The sequence below is a fragment of the Helicobacter pylori SA213A genome, assembly GCF_000476275.1.
Lineage (GTDB): Bacteria > Campylobacterota > Campylobacteria > Campylobacterales > Helicobacteraceae > Helicobacter > Helicobacter pylori_CL.
In genome coordinates, this window is the sequence record NZ_CBOM010000005.1 from 17075 (window position 1) to 36882 (window position 19808).

Annotated in this window: 15 protein-coding genes and 1 pseudogene; 12 read left to right on the plus strand and 4 right to left on the minus strand. The window is 40.9% G+C overall.

Annotation, left to right across the window (positions count from 1 at the left end):
- Window positions 1-2 precede the first annotated feature (2 nt).
- The 12 genes and pseudogenes from QT74_RS02825 to QT74_RS02880 all read left to right on the plus strand — a co-directional run bounded on the left by QT74_RS02825 (window position 3) and on the right by QT74_RS02880 (window position 15222).
- A complete protein-coding gene (locus tag QT74_RS02825; RefSeq protein WP_033764495.1) occupies window positions 3-989 on the plus strand; it encodes a hypothetical protein in 987 nt (328 codons plus the stop codon).
- Entirely contained in the window at window positions 986-3517 is a 2532-nt protein-coding gene (locus tag QT74_RS02830) for an NADH-quinone oxidoreductase subunit G (RefSeq protein WP_033764497.1), read from the plus strand. The genes QT74_RS02825 and QT74_RS02830 overlap by 4 nt, the downstream gene beginning before the upstream one ends.
- Window positions 3514-4503: an NADH-quinone oxidoreductase subunit NuoH gene (gene nuoH / locus QT74_RS02835; RefSeq protein WP_001277308.1), complete on the plus strand. Its 990-nt coding sequence runs from the start codon at window positions 3514-3516 to the stop codon at window positions 4501-4503. The genes QT74_RS02830 and nuoH overlap by 4 nt, the downstream gene beginning before the upstream one ends.
- A gap of 10 nt (window positions 4504-4513) precedes the next feature.
- Window positions 4514-5176: an NADH-quinone oxidoreductase subunit NuoI gene (nuoI, locus tag QT74_RS02840; RefSeq protein WP_033764499.1), complete on the plus strand. Its 663-nt coding sequence runs from the start codon at window positions 4514-4516 to the stop codon at window positions 5174-5176.
- Window positions 5169-5717 carry an NADH-quinone oxidoreductase subunit J gene (locus tag QT74_RS02845; protein ID WP_033123861.1) on the plus strand — a complete coding sequence of 183 codons (549 nt, stop codon included), beginning with the start codon at window positions 5169-5171 and terminating at the stop codon, window positions 5715-5717. Before nuoI ends, QT74_RS02845 begins: the two co-directional genes overlap by 8 nt.
- Window positions 5714-6016: an NADH-quinone oxidoreductase subunit NuoK gene (gene nuoK / locus QT74_RS02850; protein ID WP_000579754.1), complete on the plus strand. Its 303-nt coding sequence runs from the start codon at window positions 5714-5716 to the stop codon at window positions 6014-6016. The genes QT74_RS02845 and nuoK overlap by 4 nt, the downstream gene beginning before the upstream one ends.
- Before the next feature lie 2 nt (window positions 6017-6018).
- Window positions 6019-7857 carry an NADH-quinone oxidoreductase subunit L gene (gene nuoL / locus QT74_RS02855; protein WP_033764503.1) on the plus strand — a complete coding sequence of 613 codons (1839 nt, stop codon included), beginning with the start codon at window positions 6019-6021 and terminating at the stop codon, window positions 7855-7857.
- A gap of 3 nt (window positions 7858-7860) precedes the next feature.
- Window positions 7861-9399 carry an NADH-quinone oxidoreductase subunit M gene (locus tag QT74_RS02860; RefSeq protein WP_033764505.1) on the plus strand — a complete coding sequence of 513 codons (1539 nt, stop codon included), beginning with the start codon at window positions 7861-7863 and terminating at the stop codon, window positions 9397-9399.
- Entirely contained in the window at window positions 9386-10864 is a 1479-nt protein-coding gene (nuoN, locus tag QT74_RS02865; RefSeq protein WP_033764506.1) for an NADH-quinone oxidoreductase subunit NuoN, read from the plus strand. Before QT74_RS02860 ends, nuoN begins: the two co-directional genes overlap by 14 nt.
- Window positions 10854-13259, plus strand: a complete 2406-nt coding sequence (locus tag QT74_RS02870; protein ID WP_080247156.1) for a DUF7494 domain-containing protein — start codon at window positions 10854-10856, stop codon at window positions 13257-13259. The genes nuoN and QT74_RS02870 overlap by 11 nt, the downstream gene beginning before the upstream one ends.
- A 1-nt stretch (window position 13260) precedes the next feature.
- Window positions 13261-14637, plus strand: coding sequence for a phosphomannomutase/phosphoglucomutase (locus tag QT74_RS02875; protein ID WP_033764507.1), 1377 nt, complete (start codon window positions 13261-13263; stop codon window positions 14635-14637).
- A gap of 211 nt (window positions 14638-14848) precedes the next feature.
- Window positions 14849-15222: pseudogene (locus QT74_RS02880) on the plus strand (hypothetical protein).
- A gap of 259 nt (window positions 15223-15481) precedes the next feature.
- Here QT74_RS02880 and trpA read toward each other — a convergent pair.
- Genes trpA through trpD form a run of 4 tightly spaced genes read right to left on the minus strand, consistent with a single transcriptional unit; the run spans window position 15482 to window position 19806 of the window.
- Window positions 15482-16270, minus strand: a complete 789-nt coding sequence (gene trpA, locus QT74_RS02885) for a tryptophan synthase subunit alpha (protein ID WP_033764511.1) — start codon at window positions 16268-16270, stop codon at window positions 15482-15484.
- Window position 16271: 1 nt separating this feature from the next.
- Window positions 16272-17447, minus strand: a complete 1176-nt coding sequence (gene trpB, locus QT74_RS02890) for a tryptophan synthase subunit beta (RefSeq protein WP_033764513.1) — start codon at window positions 17445-17447, stop codon at window positions 16272-16274.
- A complete protein-coding gene (gene trpCF / locus QT74_RS02895; protein ID WP_033764515.1) occupies window positions 17448-18806 on the minus strand; it encodes a bifunctional indole-3-glycerol-phosphate synthase TrpC/phosphoribosylanthranilate isomerase TrpF in 1359 nt (452 codons plus the stop codon).
- The gene (gene trpD, locus QT74_RS02900; protein WP_033764517.1) at window positions 18799-19806 is read right to left on the minus strand and encodes an anthranilate phosphoribosyltransferase; all 1008 of its coding nucleotides are present in this window, start codon (window positions 19804-19806) and stop codon (window positions 18799-18801) included. The genes trpCF and trpD overlap by 8 nt, the downstream gene beginning before the upstream one ends.
- Between the last annotated feature and the right edge of the window lie 2 nt (window positions 19807-19808).

Here is a 19808-nt window from a genome sequence, read left to right on the forward strand (position 1 = left end):
TTTTGAGCGGCTTTAACCCCTTAAATTCTCCCTTAATCATCAGCTCTTCTCTTAGCTTGAAAGAGGCCTATTATTTGGAAAAATTATCCCTTAAAAAAGGGTTTAAGATTAATTACAAGATGACTGAAAACGATTTAAGCCTTTTAAAAAAAAGCGATTTGTGCGTTTTGTTTGGGGGGTTTTCAAACGCTTGTTTGAATGCAAATGAACGATTGATTTTAGAAAATATCAACCCATCAAAACTCCCTTACACCTTATTAAGACCCTTACAAGATACAAGAGATTTGCAAGAAACTTGCCTTTTTATTTCTTATGAAATCAACACGGAAGCGGCGGTTTTGGCTTTAATTTTAAGGGGTATTTTAGAAAAAACTTCCCGATTAAAAGGGCATGTTTTAGAAAACATTGATGTGGGGTATTTAAGCTCTGAAGCCAACATGAGCGAAGAAGAATTGCAAGAGCTTATCGCGCTCATTGTTAAAGCGAAAAAAGGGGTGCTTGCGATCAATAGAGAAATCATTAAACATGCAAATAGCGCGTTTTTATACGCCCTTTTAAGCGGGTTGCAAAACTACCTAGAAATTTTACACATTCCTTGCAATGATTTGAATGCAACGCCTGTTTTTTATCGTTCAAAAGATGAAGAATTGTTGCTAGAAACAGCCCTAAAAGAGGGTATTCCACCTTTTAAAACACAACTCCAACCAAAAGATTTAGAGCCTTTAGAACAAATCAGTGAAGCTAACGGCTCGTTTGTCTATGCTTCCAATAAGAGCCTTGAAACCCCCAAACTATCTTTTTCCAAACAATTTAAAATCGCTAACAAGATCCAGCATTCCAAAGCCCCTTTTCAAATCTCAGGCAAAACGATAGAATGCGAATTAGAAGAAAGCCCTTATTTGAAAGGCTTGGTTGCGATTTTAGAAGGGGCGTTTTTTGACACCTACCCCTATATCCCTATTTTATCCCACTCTCAAGGAATTTCATGATCACAATGAATATCAATGGCAAAACGATTGAATGCCAAGAGGGACAAAGCGTTTTAGAAGCCGCTAGGAGTGCCGGGATTTACATCCCTACCATTTGTTATTTGAGCGGTTGCTCGCCCACGGTCGCATGCAAAATGTGCATGGTTGAAATGGATGGCAAACGCGTTTATAGTTGCAACACGAAAACCAAAAACAACGCCGTCATCCTTACGAACACCCCCACGCTTATGGACGAGAGGAAAAGCATCATGCAAACCTATGATGTCAACCACCCCCTAGAATGCGGCGTGTGCGATAAGAGTGGGGAGTGCGAATTGCAAGACATGACGCATTTAACCGGCGTAGAACACCAACCCTATGCGGTGGCTGATGATTTTAAAGCCCTAGATTCATGGGCAAAAGCCTTGTATGATCCTAATTTGTGCATCATGTGCGAAAGGTGTGTAACCACTTGTAAGGACAATGTGGGAGAAAACAACTTAAAAGCCACTAAAGCCGACTTGCATGCTCCGGATAAATTCAAAGACAGCATGTCTAAAGACGCTTTTAGCGTGTGGAGTCGTAAGCAAAAAGGCATTATTTCTTTTGTGGGCAGCGTGCCTTGCTATGATTGTGGGGAATGCATTGCGGTATGCCCTGTGGGCGCTTTGAGTTACAAAGATTTCGCTTACACGGCTAACGCATGGGAATTGAAAAAGATCCATTCTACATGCTCGCATTGTTCAGCTGGGTGTTTGATTTCTTATGATGTGCGCCATTTTGACACTCTAGGCGAAGAATCTAAGATTTTTAGGGTGCTTAATGATTTTTACCATAACCCTATTTGTGGGGCAGGCCGTTTCGCTTTTGACGTGAGCTCTAGCCCTAAAGGCAGCGCTAATCTTAAAGAAGCCCAAAACGCCCTCAAAGAATGCGATGCAGTGCGAATAGGAGGAGATGTTACTAATGAAGAGGCGTTTTTAATAGAGCGTTTGAGGAAAGAATTGGATTTTAAAATCTATAACAAAGATTTATACCCTTTCCAACAATTTTTAAAGGTATTGGGCGAGGTTAAACGCCCTAGCATTGAAGAAATTAAAACTTCTAGTTTAGTCATCACAATCGGATCTTCTATTAAAACAGAAAACCCGCTCGTGCGCTATGCCATCAATAACGCTCTCAAGCTCAATAAAGCTTCTTTAATCGCTATGCACCCTATCAAGGATAACGCTTTAGCGAATTTGTGCCGAAGCTCTTTTTGCATCACCCATGAAGTGGGGGCTGAAGAAATCCTTTTAGGCATGCTTTTAAAAATGCTTAACATTGAAAGCGCGGCTCTAAAAAGCTTAGAAGATTCCAAGCAAAGCATTGTGGATGAAGCGGCTCTTAAAGCCTTAGAAGAAGAGCGGAAAAAAGCTTTAGAACAAGCCGAGCAAGGGTGCAGTATTGGAGAGAATAAGGCAGAAAATCAAGAAGAGAATAAAACAGAAGCAGCTACTCCAAAAGAAAATCAAGAAGAAAACAAGACAGAGGTTAAAGAAGAAAAAATTGAAGTCCCTACCAAAACCACTTATTTGTTGCTTGAAGAAGCGGGCATCAATTTAGAAACTTATGAAAAAATTCTCGCTCTTTTGCAAAAATCAAATAACACCCTGCTAGTGGTTGGCGAAGAAATTTATAGCCACAAACAAGCCCACAATATCGCTAAAATGTTGCGTTTGTTAGCCCAAAAAAGCGCTATTAAACTCATTCTTATCCCCCCAAGTGCGAACGCTTTAGGCATCGCTTCTATTTGTGAATTGAGCGAAGAAATTTTTGAACATGAAAAAATTGTAGGCATTCGCGCTCAAGGGGATTTCACTATCAATAGCGACGATAGGGTTTTTGGGAAAGACGCTGTGAGTAAAGTGGATTTTATTTTGCCCAGTCTCAACCAGATAGAAGGCACGATCACTAATGTTGAAGGGCGTGTGTTGCCCTTAAAACCGGCTTTGAGGTTTGAGGGCTATGACTTGAGCGATATCATGCAAGGCTTTGGCTTTGTGGAAGAAAATCTCACAGAATGCACCCACAAACTCCCTACAGAAGCAGGCTTTAAAGCCATAGAATTTGATTATCTAACCAACTATTTCACTAACGACAGAGCCAATCACAGAGGCTATTTATTAGGAACAAGCCATTTTGAAAACAGCGCTAAAGAATGCGAAACCACAGAATGCGAGCCTATCAAGCCTTTAAAAGAAAAAATCGTTTTCAACGCGTATTTAAAATACCCAGAAACGCAATTCAATAACGCTACTAATAAAAGCGAGAATTTGCAATTAAAAGCCGGTGTCTATGTGTCTAAAGCTTTCTTAAAAAAATTGAATAAAGAAGTGGGGCAAAACATCACTTTATTTAAAGAAGAAGAGGAATTAACAGGCGTTTTGTATCTTGATGAAAGCTTGGATCAAGAGGTGTTTGTCATTTCGCCTTCTCTTTTGACAAACCATTCTGGCTTTTTTAGAGAGGGTGTGTTTGATAGCGTGGATTTAAAGGAGCAAGCATGAGCGCTTATATCATTGAAACCTTGATTAAAATTTTGATTTTAGTCGCTGTTTTTTCGGCTTTAGGAGGCTTTGCCACTTATATTGAAAGGAAAGTGTTAGCCTATTTCCAACGCCGTTTAGGGCCTTGTTATGTGGGGCCTTTTGGGCTTTTGCAAGTCGCAGCAGACGGCATTAAGCTTTTCACCAAAGAAGACATTATCCCCCAAGGCGCGAATAAGTTCATTTTCACGCTAGCACCCATTATTGCGATGGTGAGCGCGTTTGTGTCCATGGCACCTATCCCTTTTTTCCCTAATTTCACTCTGTTTGGCTATGAGATCAAGCCCCTTATTTCTGACATCAACATTGGCTTTTTGTTTTTCTTAGCTGTGGGTTCAGCAGGGATTTATGCACCTATTTTAGCTGGGCTTGCCTCTAATAACAAATACTCTTTAATTGGCTCCGCAAGAGCGACGATCCAACTGCTCAGCTTTGAAGTGGTCAGCACCTTAACCATTCTAGCCCCCTTAATGGTGGTAGGATCGCTCTCTTTAGTGGAAATCAATCATTACCAAAGCGGTGGGTTTTTAGACTGGCTTGTGTTTAAGCAGCCTCTAGCGTTTGTTTTGTTTTTGATCGCAAGCTACGCTGAATTGAATCGAACCCCCTTTGACTTGTTAGAGCATGAAGCCGAGATCGTGGCGGGGTATTGCACCGAATACAGCGGCTTGAAATGGGGCATGTTCTTTTTAGCGGAATACGCGCATTTATTCGCTTTTTCCTTTGTGATTTCTATTGTGTTTTTTGGCGGGTTTAACGCATGGGGCTTTATCCCTGGAGGCATAGCGATTTTGATTAAAGCGGGCTTTTTTGTCTTTTTATCCATGTGGGTTAGAGCGACTTATCCGCATGTGCGCCCAGACCAACTGATGGATATGTGCTGGAAAATCATGCTGCCTTTAGCGTTATTGAACATTGTGCTAACGGGCATTATCATTTTAATTTAAAGGAGGTTTTATGGCCAAACAAGAATACAAGCAACTTCCTAAACGATCCGAAGTCCATAGCGCGACCGAGCAGTTTAAAGACACCGTTAAAACGAGCTTGGGTTTGGATCTATTCAAAGGGCTAGGGCTTACGATCAAGGAATTTTTTAGCCCAAGCGTAACCATCCATTACCCTATGGAGCAACTCCCTTTAAGCCCTCGTTATCGCGCGGTGCATCATTTGCAACGGCTTTTAGACTCAGGCTCTGAAAGGTGTATTGGCTGCGGGCTGTGCGAAAAGATTTGCACGAGCAATTGCATAAGGATCATCACGCATAAGGGCGAAGACAACCGCAAAAAGATCGATTCTTACACGATCAATTTGGGGCGTTGCATTTATTGCGGGTTGTGCGCAGAAGTTTGCCCAGAATTAGCGATTGTTATGGGGAATCGGTTTGAAAACGCCAGCACCCAACGCTCCCAATACGGCTCTAAAAGCGAGTTTTTAACGAGCGAACAAGACGCTAAAAACTGCTCGCATGCCGAGTTTTTAGGCTTTGGTGCGGTAAGCCCTAATTACAATGAACGCATGCAAGCCACCCCTTTAGATTATGTCCAAGAGCCTTCAAAAGAAGAATCACAAGAAGAAACTCCAACAAACCCAGAAAGCCATAAGGGAGATGAAAATGTTTGAAACCATTGCCTTTTATTTCTTTGCGATCCTTACTTTGAGCATGGCGTTAGTGGTGATCACCACCACGAATATCCTCTACGCCATTACCGCTCTTGCTAGCAGCATGGTTTTTATTTCCGCTTTTTTCTTTTTGCTAGACGCTGAGTTTTTGGGCGTGGTGCAAATCACGGTGTATGTGGGCGCGGTCATTGTGATGTATGCGTTTGGCATGATGTTTTTCAACTCCGCTGCAGAAGTGATTGAACGCAAGCAAAGCCCTAAAATCCTGTGTGCACTTTCATTTGGCGTGGCGCTGTTGCTCACCTTGATTTTAAGCGCTCCTAGCATTGGCGAAAACCTTTCTAAGCAAGTCAATTCTAACGCTATTGATGCGCAAATCCCCAACATTAAAGCCATTGGTTATGTGCTTTTTACCAATTACCTCATCCCTTTTGAAGCGGCGGCTTTAATGCTTTTAGTCGCTATGGTTGGAGGCATCGCTACAGGGATTCAAAAAATCCATGGGAAAAATCACACGCAATTTATAAAGGAATCTCTATGATAGGGTTGAACCACTATTTGATTGTTTCAGGGTTGCTCTTTTGCATTGGTTTAGCGGGCATGCTGAAACGCAAAAACATTCTGTTGCTCTTTTTTTCCACAGAAATCATGCTCAATGCGATCAATATCGGTTTTATAGCGATCTCTAAATACACGCACAATTTAGACGGACAGATGTTTGCGCTCTTTATTATCGCTATTGCTGCTAGTGAGGTGGCTATTGGTTTGGGCTTGGTGATTTTGTGGTTTAAGAAATACAAGAGCTTAGACATTGATTCTTTAAACGCTATGAAAGGTTGAGCATGCAGTATCCTTCTTTGCTGTCAGTGGTGTTGTTTTTGCCTTTAATCAGCGCGATTTATGCGGGGCTGTTTGGGGCTAAAGCTAAAGCGTTGCATGTGGGCGTTTTCAATTCTTTGTGCGTGCTGGTTTCTTTCATTGGTGCGGTGGTTCTTTTCATTCAAGCCTGGCACCATCAAAGCTATGAAAAATATTTATTTGACTGGATCGTGGTGGGGAATTTTAAAGTCGGCTTTTCTCTCATGCTGGACAATATCAATGCGGTCATGATTGTCGTGGTAACTTTAGTTTCTTTTTTAGTGCATGTGTATTCTATAGGCTATATGGAGCATGATGAAGGGTTTAACCGCTATTTTTCCTACCTCAGCGGCTTTGTGTTTTCCATGCTGGTGTTGGTGTTGAGCGATAATTTTTTAGGGCTTTTCATTGGCTGGGAAGGGGTGGGGCTATGCTCTTACTTGCTCATTGGCTTTTGGTATCATAAAGCAAGCGCGAACAACGCTTCTATTGAAGCCTTTGTGATGAATCGAATCACGGATTTAGGCATGCTCATGGGGATTATTTTGATCTTTTGGAATTTTGGCACCCTCCAGTATAAAGAAGTCTTTAGCATGCTCAATAATGCCGATTATCCCATGCTCTTTTACATTAGCGTGTTTCTTTTCATTGGCGCTATGGGCAAGAGTGCTCAATTCCCTATGCACACATGGTTAGCCAACGCTATGGAGGGGCCTACCCCTGTATCCGCCCTCATCCATGCAGCGACGATGGTAACCGCTGGGGTGTATCTGGTCATTAGAGCCAATCCTTTGTATAGCGCGGTGTTTGAAGTGGGTTATTTCATCGCATGTTTAGGGGCGTTTGTGGCTCTTTTTGGAGCGAGCATGGCCTTAGTCAATAAAGATTTAAAACGCATTGTGGCTTATTCCACGCTTTCTCAATTAGGCTATATGTTTGTAGCGGCCGGTCTTGGGGCTTATGCGATCGCACTTTTCCACCTCTTCACGCATGCGTTTTTCAAATCCCTCCTTTTCTTAGGATCAGGCAATGTCATGCATGCGATGGAAGACAATCTGGATATTACTAAAATGGGCGCTTTATACAAGCCTATGAAAATCACAGCGATCTTTATGATTATAGGTTCAGTGGCTTTGTGCGGGATCTACCCTTTCGCAGGATACTTTTCTAAAGACAAGATTTTAGAAGTGGCTTTTGGGATGCACCACCACATTTTATGGTTTGTTCTTCTAATTGGGGCGATCTTTACCGCTTTTTATAGCTTCAGGCTCATCATGCTAGTATTCTTTGCCCCCAAACAACACGAAATCAACCACCCCCATGAAGCTAAAAATTTCATGCTTTTAAGCATGCTACCCTTAGGGGTTTTAGCGGTCATTGCCGGTTTTTTTGAAGAGCCGTTTTTTCATTTCATCTCTCAAGTGATCCCTAGCGTTGGAGAGTATCCTGTCCCGCTCGCTCTTTTAATCAGTATCACCACCATAGTGGTGTTATTGAGTATTGCTTATGCCATATTTAAATATAAAAATGGTATCACTTCCAAAAAAGAGGGGGGTTTTTTATACAAGCTCTTGCTCAACCAATACTATATCCCGCAACTCTATCAAGGGATTGCAAAAGTTTTTAGCGCCATCGCTTCATTCTTGCACCAGGTCGTGGAATTAAGGATCATTGATGCGATAGTGGATACCATAGGAAGAAGCGTTTTTGTTATAGGACGTGTGTTTAGGATCAGTCAAGATGGGAATTTAACCTCCATGCTGCGCTTCATGGTGGCTGGGGTTTTAATCTTGTTAGCGTTTGTAGCTTTTTTTGGGAGATAAGAAATGCAGTTTTTACATGCGCATCTTTTAAGTGTGGTGATCTTTTTCCCCATGCTGAGCGCGCTATTAGCGTTCTTTATGAGCGATCAAGCGAGCAGGGCGTATGCGATTGTCATCGCTTTGATTGAATTGTTATTAATCTTGTTGTTGTGGCATGGGTTTGATATTCAAACAGCAGGCATGCAGTTTGAAGAAATGAAGGAATTAGTCTATCAAATTGGCGTGAATTACCATGTGGGCGTTGATGGCATCGCGCTCTTTTTGCTGCTCTTAAACGCTATCGTGGTGTTATTGTCCGTGATTTATGTCAAAGAGCGTCGTAAAGACTTTGCGATCTGTCTTTTGTTGTTAGAGGGGATTTTGATGGGCGTGTTTTCTTCTCTCAATATGATCTTTTTCTACGCTTTTTGGGAAATCTCGCTCTTGCCGGTTTTATATCTCATCGGTCGCTTTGGGCGCAATAACAAAATCTATTCGGGCATGAAGTTTTTCCTCTACACCTTTTTAGCGTCGTTATGCATGCTTTTAGGCATTTTATACATTGGGTATTACTACGCTAGCAATTACGGCATGATGAGTTTTGATATTTTAGACTGGTATCAATTGAACTTTTCTAGCGGGGTTAAAACCTGGCTCTTTGTGGCTTTCTTAATAGGGATTGCGGTTAAAATCCCACTCTTTCCCTTACACACATGGCTGCCTTATGCGTATTCTAACGCTCCTACTTTAGGCTCTGTCATGCTTTCGGCCTTGCTTTCTAAAATGGGGACTTACGCTTTATTACGCTTCTTACTCCCGCTTTTTCCTGAGCTTTCAGAAATTTATTTAACCCCCATAGCCATTGTGGCGCTATGCATGATCATTTATGGAGGTTTTCTAGCCTACGCTCAAAAAGATTTAAAAACCCTCATCGCTTATAGCTCGTTCTCGCACATGGGAGTCGTGGTGCTTGGGGTTTTTTCTTTCAATGTTGAGGGGGTTTCAGGGGCGGTGTTTATGATGTTTGCGCATGGTATTATCGTCATGGGATTGTTTTTGCTCGCTGGTATCTTAGAAGAGCGTGCTAGCAGTTTAGAAATCGCTCGCTTTGGATCGATCGCTAAAAGCGCTCCTGTTTTTGCAGCCTTTTTTATGATCGTTTTAATGGCGAATGTGGGCATGCCTTTAAGCATTGGTTTTGTGGGAGAGTTTTTAAGCTTGTTAGGGTTTTTTGCCACTTACCCTCTTTTGGCTATCATTGCCGGGACAAGCATCATTCTGTCAGCGGTTTACATGCTCACTTCATATAAAGATGTCTTCTTTGGTAATTTGAAAGCTGGGAACAATCAAATCAGCGTGTTTGAAGATTTGAACGCTCGTGAGGTAGGGGTTTTAAGCGTGATTTTAGCTTTGATCTTAATTTTAGGGATTTATCCTAAAGTGCTTTTAAAACCGATTGAGCAAGGCTCTAAGCAGCTTTTAGAGGTGATAGAAATCCGCTCGCTCCCTTTTTTAGGTTCATTGGACACTAAGATAAAAGAGGTCTCTTATGTTAATAGATAGTCTCCATATCTCTTTTGATAGCTTTAGTTTTGAGAGCATTTTACCCATGCTGGTGTTGGTGTGTGGGGGGATTTTCACGCTCTTAATCAACGCTTTCACTTCCAGGTTTTCACGCAATTTGAATGTGTTTTTATGCATGCTCTTTTTGGTTTTGGATTTTTTAGTGGTTTTAGGGTTAGAAGAGCAAGAAAACGCCTTTTTTGGGTTTTTGAGCTTGGATACGCTCTCGCTCATCTCTCAAAGCATTGTCTTGATTTCAGCCTTTTTGCTCATTTTCTTAGCCCTTTCAAAAGAGCGCTTCAACGAATTTCAAACCGCTGAATTTTATTCCTTATACTTGTTTATTGTCGCTGGCTTTCAGTTCATGGTTTCAAGCAACCATTTATTGTTAATCCTTATTGGGTTAGAAACAGCGTCCTTACCCCTTTGTGTGTTAATGGCGTTGAGCGATAAACGCTACGGCTTGGAAGCAGGGATCAAATATTTCACTATGGGGGCGATGGCGAGTGCGTTTTTTGCTATGGGGGCTATGGCTTTTTACTTGCTCACAGGGAGCTTGAATCTTGAAGTCATTACCCTATACTTGCACACCGAGGGCGTTACAAACCCCATGCTCTTTGCGATGGGCGCTATTTTTTTGATTGGAGCGATTGGCTTTAAGGTTTCTTTAGTGCCTTTCCATACCTGGATGCCTGATGTGTATGAGGGCAATAACCCGGTCTTTGCGAGCTATATTTCCATTGTGCCTAAAATCGCTGGCTTTGTGGTAGCGACTCGCCTTTTTGGGGCGTTTATAGACACTCGCATCGCTTGGGTAGAAGACATTTTTTATGTTTTGATCCTTATGACTATCACCATCCCTAATTTCATTGCTTTATGGCAAGAAGATGTCAAAAGAATGCTCGCTTACAGTTCCATTTCGCATTCTGGGTTCGCTTTAGCGTGCGTGTTTATCCACACTGAAGATAGCCAACAGGCGATGTTTGTTTATTGGTTCATGTTCGCCTTCACTTACATTGGGGCTTTTGGCCTTTTATGGCTCTTAAAAAGCCGGGAAAAAACATGGGATGAACGCTACGATCACCCTTATTCCAAATTCAACGGCCTTATCAAAACCCACCCTTTAGTGGCGATCTTGGGCGCTATTTTTGTTTTTGGGCTTGCAGGGATCCCGCCTTTTAGCGTGTTCTGGGGGAAATTTTTAGCCGTTGAAAGCGCTTTAGAGAGCAATCACATTCTTTTAGCGGTGGTGATGTTAGTTAATAGCGCGGTGGCTGCGTTTTATTATTTCCGTTGGCTCGTAGCAATGTTTTTCAATAAGCCCTTACAAACCCAAGGTTACGCTCAAAGCGATATTTACACCCAAAACGCTACCATGCCCATTTATGCGGTCATTATTGCTATGGCGTTAACGTGCTTGTTCTCTGTGTTTATGATGCGAGGGCTTTTAGAGTTTGTGGCTTAAGTCAAAAATCTTTCTTTTAATGGGCTTGCTCTCCCATTCGCTCAACGCCTTAAGTCTCACGCTCACGCAAGGCAAAGAAGGGGGGGAAGATTTTTCGGTTTTAACCTTACGACACAATAAGGCATTTTCTTGTTTTTATACCAATGAAAAACCGCCAAGCGGGATTGAAGCCTCTCTATCCATTATACACGCTAAACGCCCCATAGAATGCGTGATAGACTCCATCCCTAAGGAGGGTTTTACCCCTTTAGAAAACGCTTTTTTCAATATCACCTATTCTATGCGCCAACAACAATTCATTTTACACATCAAACCCAAAGTGATGCGAAGACTCACCCTTTTTTCTTTTGATAGGGATTATAAAAAAGCGATCCCCCTTTTTGTGGAAAACGATCCTAAAGCCAAAACGTGGCAAATCATAGGCTATGATCAAGATATCCCTTTTTTGAGCGAAAAAGACAACGCTCAAAAAGGCTTGAATTTCCCCATTGTCATTAAAGACGCTCAAACCCCTATCATTCAAGAACTGGATGTGAATAACAAACCCCTACTCACCACAAAGGGCTATGACTTAAACGCTTATTTAGAGGCTAAAAAACAAATGGATTCGCAAGCCTATTTTGACGCTTTACGCACGATCAGCCGCGCGTTTAAAAACTACCCTCAAACGATTTTTAAAAAAGACTTGTATTTATTAGAAATTATCGCATTGGGTAAATTAGGCATTAAAAAATCCTTACTCATAGATATTGGCACCCAATGGATTAAAAATTACCCGACTGACCCCAATATCCCTGAAGCGTTATACTATGTCGCCAAAGCTTTAGATGAAAACAACAATTACAAACAGGCCATGCGCTATTACAAACGAATCCTTTTAGAATACAAAAACTCCCGCTACGCCCCCTTAGCCCAAATGCGTTTAGCCATTGAAGCGGCTGAAGCTTCTGATTTGAGCAGCGCTAACATGCTTTTTAAAGAAGCTTTTTCTAACGCCAAAGACAAAGAGAGCGCGAGTGAAATCGCGCTTAATTGGGCTGAAGCAGAGATAAACTATCAAAACTTTAATAACGCTAAATACCTCATTGATAAAGTGGTCCAATCCAACCCTGATTATATTTCTCAACACAGCGAATCAGCCCTAGAATTGCTCAAGTTATTGAAAAAAAACCAGATGAATGAAAGCGCGATTGAGATCGCTCAATTGCTCCTCAATCAAGATGATGACGTAAAAGCTAAAGAGCAAGCGCTCTATGATTTAGGGGCGTTGTATGCAAGGATCAAGGATTTTAAGAACGCCCACCTTTACAATCTGCAATATTTGCAAGACCATGCGGAATTGGATAAAGCCTCTGTCGTTAGAGCGCGCGATGAAAAAGCCCTTTTTTCCATGGAAGGGAACACGCAAGAAAAAATCGCTCACTACGATAAAATCATTCAAAATTTCCCTAATTCTAATGAAGCCCAAAAAGCTTTAGAGTTGAAAGCCCAACTCTTGTTTGACAATAAGCGCTATGCTGAAGTTTTAGGCATGCAAAAAAATTTGCCCAAAGATTCTCTCTTGATCCAAAAAACGCTCAATGTCCTTGCTAAAACCCCATTAGAGAACCATCGTTGCGAAGAAGCTTTAAAATACTTATCCCAAATCACCGCCTTTGAATTTAACCCCCAAGAAGAAATCCAAGCCTTTGATTGCTTGTATTTCGCATCGCTCAAAGAAAAAGCGCAAATTATTGCCCTAAACGCTTTAAAAACAGCTAAAACCCCTAGCGAAAAATTAATATGGCTTTATCGTTTGGGGCGTAATTACTACCGCTTAGGGGATTTTAAAAATTCCACTCTGGCTTCTAAAGACGCCCTGATCCTCGCTCAAAACTTAAATAAAAAAGAGTTTTATGATATTGCTTTTGTGTTATTTTCAGATTACATGCAAAACAATGAAAAAGGATTGGCCCTCAATTTGTATGCGTTTTTAGAAAAGCATTTCAAAGACGATAAACGCATGGCGTTGGTTTATTTTAAATTACTAGAGAATGAAAAAGACCCTAAAAGCGTCAAAATTTATGCCACAAGCTTACTCAAACTCCAAGACGCTTACAAGGACTATTCTTACACGCCCTTTAGTGAATTTGCCCTTATTGACGCTTACAGAACCACCAAAGATTATTCAAAAGCGTTAGAAACGCTAGACAAACTCTTAAACCGCAGGCTTTCTTTAGAAGATCACCAAAAAGCCTTATACTTGCAATCCAGCTTATTGGATTTAACCAATCAAAAAGCAAAATCCAAAGCCAGTTTAGAAAAATGCGTTCAGTTAAAACAAAAAGATCAAACAAACGCATGGCAGAATTTATGCGAACAGGGTTTAAATTTATTCAAAAACAAGGAGTCATGACATGGACATTAGCATTTTTAGAGAATACGATATTAGAGGCATTTACCCCACCACTTTAGATGGAAATACGGCTTTTAGTATCGGCGTGGAGTTGGGGAAAATCATGCGAGCATGCGATAAAAGCGTGTTTGTAGGGCATGACGCCAGGGTGCATGGGCGCTTTTTGTTTGAAGCTTTGAGCGCGGGGCTGCAATCAAGCGGCTTGAAAGTGTATGATTTAGGGCTAATCCCCACACCGGTAGCGTATTTTGCGGCCTTTAATGAAATCAATGGCATTCAATGCCCTAATTCCATCATGATCACTGGCTCTCACAACCCCAAAGAATACAACGGCTTTAAAATCACGCTCAACCAAAACCCGTTTTATGGCAAGGACATTCAGGCTTTAAAAGACACGCTTTTAAACGCCAAGCATGAAATAAAACCCCTAAAAGAAACACCAGAGAAAGTCAATGCCCTAGAAGCGTATCAGCGCTATTTGATCAAGGATTTTCAGCATTTGAAAAACCTTAAATACAAAATCGCCCTGGATTTTGGTAATGGCGTGGGAGCGTTAGGCTTAGAACCTATTTTAAAGGCTTTAAACATTGATTTTAGCAGCCTTTATAGCGATCCTGATGGGAACTTCCCTAACCACCACCCAGACCCCAGCGAAGCGAAAAACTTAAAAGATTTAGAAAAACACATGCAAGAAAACGCTATTTTGATAGGCTTTGCTTTTGATGGCGATGCAGATAGGATTGCGATGTTAAGCTCTCATCATATTTATGCGGGCGATGAATTAGCGATTTTATTCGCTAAACGCTTGCATGCTCAAGGCATCACCCCCTTTGTGATCGGCGAAGTCAAATGCTCTCAAGTGATGTATAACACGATTAATACTTTTGGTAAAACGCTCATGTATAAAACCGGGCATAGCAATTTAAAAATCAAGCTCAAAGAAACCCATGCGCATTTTGCGGCTGAAATGAGCGGGCATATCTTTTTTAAAGAGCGCTATTTTGGCTATGATGACGCTCTTTATGCATGCTTAAGGGCTTTAGAATTATTGCTTGAACAAAGTCCAAGCGATTTGGAAAACACCATTAAAAACCTCCCCTATTCCTACACCACGCCTGAAGAAAAAATCGCCGTGAGCGAAGAAGAAAAATTTGAAATCATTCATAACCTACAAAAAGCACTTAAAAACCCGCCAAGTCATTTCCCTAAAATCAAAGAAATAATCAGCATTGATGGCGTGAGAGTGGTTTTTGAACATGGTTTTGGGCTTATTCGCGCAAGCAACACCACGCCCTATTTAGTCACTCGCTTTGAAGGCAAAGATGAAAAAACGGCATTAGAATATAAAAGGGCGTTGCTCAGTTTGTTAGAGAAATAAGGCTCTAAACCAGTCAATACCAATTAAGCCTTATTTGGCTTAATAAACGCTTTAAGTTTTAAAAAAGATCAAAATAACTTAAAGCTAACAGCCATGTCTTTCTAAAAAGATTTGTGAGTAAGCCCCCTAGTTATCCAAAAATTGAACGCTATTTAAGCTAAGCCTAAGCCTATTATAATGAAAAGTTTTAAATTAATCGTAAAGGATTTTAATGGATAACAACAAAAATAACAACAAAAACGCTTCTCATCTCACTCACGAAATGAAAAAAACCCATGGAGATCTTCAAACGGCAAGCATGAAAGCTCTCATAACACAAGAGGTAGATGAGCTGAATGATATAAGAAAAAAACAACTTGCAGAAAAGGAAATCCAGGCTGAAATAGAAGAAAAATCAAGAAAGAAAGAACGAGAATCTTTTAAAAGAGAACGAAAATCTCTTGAAGAAGAAAAGAAACTCATGGAAAAAGGATTTCAAGTTGAAAGAGAAATTCTAGAAATTTGTTACAACAATGGTTATTTACCACAAAAAATAAACCTAAAATTGAACATGATGACACAATAGACATAGAACCCGAAGATTAAGAGGACTAAACAACCAATAGTTCTTTTTAAAAGTATTATAAAGAGCTTATGGCTTGGTATATCAAAACTAGCCTTTTTTATTATCAAAATACCTGCGATTTTAAGCCGCTATCAACCACATTACAAGGCTGCCTTTATATTGTTGTTAGGCTTATGGCGGTATTTTCTGCACTAACGCCATAATAAAGTGTGTGCAATAAAGCCTGATGATTGTTAATTTATGATCTTTAATTTTTGACGCAACAAAAGCCTAAAAACCTTAAAAAATCATTCCTCCCACAAACCCTTTAATTTTTTCTAGCATGGCGTTTTCATTGTTTAAATTTTCTTCTATGATTTTGACTAACGCTGAGCCGCAAATCACGCCATCAGCGCCCATGCCTTTAGCGTTTGTGATGTGTTCTTTTTTAGAAATGCCAAAGCCTAGTAATGCGGGGGTAGAGCTAAAGGTTTTTAAGGTTTTAATAATAGTGCTTGCGTCATTTTTTAAAGTATGGCTCGCCCCTGTAACCCCACTCCTGGCTAAAGTGTAGATATAGCCTTGCGAATGCGTAGCGACTTGTTCTAAATCTTTATCACTCGCATTAGGGCTGGCGATAAAGATTTGCTTGATTTGGTGTTTTTGAGCGGATTTGATGACTAATTCTTTTTCTATTAGGGGCATATCCGCTATTAAAACGCTATCCACGCCGCATTCTTTGATTTGAGCGTAAAAGCCATCAACGCCGTAAGAAAAAATGAGATTCGCATACGCTAAAAGCCCTATGGGAATGTGGGGATTGTAATCTCTGAGCGCCCTTAAAAGCTGGAAATTTTTAGCCATGCTAGCGTGTTTTAACGCCCTTAAATGGCTCGCTTGTATAATAACGCCATCCGCTACAGGGTCTGAGAAAGCAAAGCCTAGCTCTAAAGCGCTCACCCCGCTAGCAATTAGGGTTTTAATGATTTCAAAACTCCATTCATAATTGGGATCGCCCAAGGTTACAAACGGGATAAACGCCATTTTGTCTTGTTTTTTTAAGGTTTCAAACATGTTTTGATACCTCATTTTAAACCTCCTTTAAAGCGTTATAAACGGTGTTTAAATCCTTATCCCCCCGACCGCTTAAATTCACTACAATAATGCTTTCTTCTTCGCATTTTTGAGCGAGTTTTAAGGCATACGCTAAAGCGTGTGAGCTTTCTAGCGCCGGGATAATGCCTTCTTTTTGGCACAACAACCTGAAGGCTTCTAACGCTTCAAGATCGCTTGCGCTTTCATAAGTCGCACGCCCACTTTTTTTTAAATAGCTGTGTTCTGGTCCCACTCCTGGATAATCAAGCCCGGCGCTAATGCTATGGCTTTCTGCAATCTGGCCTTCATCATCTTGTAAAAGATAGGTTTTATTCCCATGCAAAATCCCCACACGCCCCTTATTCAAAGTCGCCCCATGCTTATTGGTTTCTAGCCCTAAACCCGCCGGCTCTACGCCTATGAGTTTAACCTCTTTATCGTTTAAAAACGCGCTGAATATCCCTATAGCGTTAGACCCCCCTCCAACGCATGCGATAACATAATCAGGCAAGCGGTTTTCTTTTTCTAAAATCTGGCTTTTAACCTCATCGCCTATCATTTTTTGAAAGGTTTTAACCATTGTGGGGTAAGGGTGCGGTCCGGCGGCTGTGCCTAGCAAATAATGCGTGTCCTTGTAACTGCTCGCCCAATCTCTTAAGGCTTCATTCACAGCGTCTTTAAGCGTCGCGCTCCCTGAATTAACCTCTCTCACTTCAGCGCCTAATAAGCGCATTCTAAAAACATTCATTTCCTGGCGCTTGATGTCTTTAGCTCCCATAAAAATCACGCACTTTAAACCCAATAACGCGCAAGCGATAGCCGTCGCCACGCCATGCTGACCGGCGCCTGTTTCAGCAATGATCCTTGTTTTACCCATTTTTTTCGCTAAAAGAGCCTGCCCTAGAGCCTGATTGGTCTTGTGCGCCCCGCCATGGATTAAATCCTCTCGTTTTAGATAAAGCTTGACTTTAGGGTTAGAAACGATATTTTGACACAGGGTTAAGGGGCTAGGACGGCCCACAAAATCTTTTAAAAGGTGAAAATATTCTTCTTGGAATTTTTCATCTTTCAAACACGCATCAAACGCCTGTTCTAACTCTCTTAATGCAGGCACTAACAATTCTGAAACAAAACTCCCTCCAAACTCCCCAAAATACGCTTTTTTATTCATTTAATACTCTCTTAAAATTCGGGCTAATCGCTTGATTTTATCCTTATTTTTAATCCCAGGGCTTATTTCTAAACCCGAATTGAAATCCAACCCCAACGCTTTAATTTTCAAGGCTTTTTGAATATTATCCAAATTAAGCCCACCAGCTAACATGAAAGGCGTTTTGACATTTTCTAAAATACCCCAATCAAAACTCACGCCATTGCCTCCCATTTTATCCCCTTTAGTGTCGTATAAGATTAGAGAGGCCTCTTTAGTTTTAGGTGCTAAATCGTTAGCGTTCATCACGCTTATTACTTGCCAGATCGCGCAAGTTTTAGGGAGCGCTTTTTTCAATTGAGCGATTTCTTTTTGCGAATAGCCATAAAGCTGCACCACTTTTAAATCAAGCTTTTGAGCGATTTTTTGAATTTTTTTAATCTTATCTTTCACAAACACGCCCACAAAATCCAATTTTTTAACCGCTTTTGTGATTTTTAGGGCTTCTTTAGGCTTGATGTATCGGGGCGAAGATTTTTCAAAAATCAAACCCCCATAAATAAAATGGTTTTTATAAACGGCTTTAGCGTCTTTAATCCTTGTAAGCCCGCACACTTTATTTTCGCCTAAAATCAATTTAGCACACGCTTTTTTCAAATCCTTTTCTTTCATTAAAGAGCTGCCCACTAAAAAGCCATTCACATAGGGAGCTAGGGCTTTGATTTGCGCATGCGAATAAATACCGGACTCACTCACCACGAGCGCATCTTTAGGCAATAAGGGGCGTAATTCTAGCGTGTGGTTAATATCGGTTGTTAGGGTGTGTAAATCCCTGTTATTGATGCCTATAATGTCGTATTGGAGTTTGAGCAAGCGCTCAATTTCTTGCTGGTTGGAAACTTCAGTTAGCACACTCATGTTTAAAGATTTGGCGAGGTTGAAAAGCTCTAAATAATTTTTATCATCTAACGCGCTCAACATTAAAAGCGCCGCATTAGCCCCCATCATTCTAGCGAGTTTGATCTGAAAAGCGTCAATGATAAAATCTTTACACAAAATGGGCTTGGTGGAATGCTGCGAAACGATCTTAATGTTTTCATAAGAGCCTAAAAAATGTTTAGAATCGGCTAAAACCGAAACGCAAGAGGCAAATTTTTCATAAGTTTTCGTTATTTCCAACAAGTCAAAATCTTTTCTGATCAGACCTTTGGAGGGCGATGCTTTTTTACACTCTAAAATAAAGCTTGTCTTTTTTTCCAATAGCGCTTTTTTAAAATCCTTATCGCTAGGGGTTATGTTTGCGGGCAAGGTGTGATTTTTTTTAAGCATAGAGACTTCTAGGAGTTTGTCTTTAAGGATGTTTTCTAACACGCTAGGCATGGCTTAACCTTATGATTTTTTGTAAATGAGCATAAGGCGCTTTAGTTTTTAAATGTTCTAAAGTCATGCCCACGCCCTCTTTTAAATCTTTAGCCCTATGGCTTAAATACAACAAACTCGCCACATTCGCCGCAACCACCATCGTGTGCGAATTTTTGCCTTTATTTTCTAAAATATCTAAACACGCTTGAACGCTTTCTTTGGCGTTTTCAATCTGTAATTCTTTCAAATCATAGGGGGGCAAATCAAAATCTTTAGCGCTCAAATCATACTCTAAAATTTCGTTATTTTTCAATTCACACGCATGCGTAATATCGTGCAACACGATTTCATCTGTCCCCCCTCCATTAACCACCATCGCCCTTTTAACGCCTAAAGCCTTCAACGCTAGCGCCATAGTCTTACACAAGGATTTGTCATACACGCCTAAAAGCTGGATTTTTGGCCTTAAGGGGTTGATTAAAGGCCCTAAGCAATTGAAAATCGTTTTAGTGAAAAGCTCTTTTCTTAAAGGGGCGGATTTTTTAAAACTTTGATGGTATAAAGGCGCGAATAAAAACCCAAAATGCGTTTGTTTGAAGCAATTCTCTAATTGCATGGGGTTCATTTCAATATTCACGCCCAAATTTTCCAACAAATCCGCGCTCCCGCTATGACTGGACACGCTCCTTGATCCGTGTTTAGCCATGGGCAACCCCATAGAGCTGGCAATGAGCGTGGCAATCGTGCTGATGTTAATCGTTTTTAACCCATCGCCCCCTGTGCCGCAATTATCTATTAAATCCAAGCCGCTATTAAAAGGCTTAGGGGCATGCTCTAAAAGCGTGGTTGCAGCGACGCTAATCTCCTTAAAGCTCTCGCCCTTGATTTTTAAAGCGCACAAAACCGCCCCAAGTTGCGCCGGGCTTACTTTTTCATCAATAATGAGCGTGAATAACTTTTTAACTTCTTCATCGTTCAAGTCTTTTTGATGATAGAGAGCGTTTAAAACATCTTTCATGG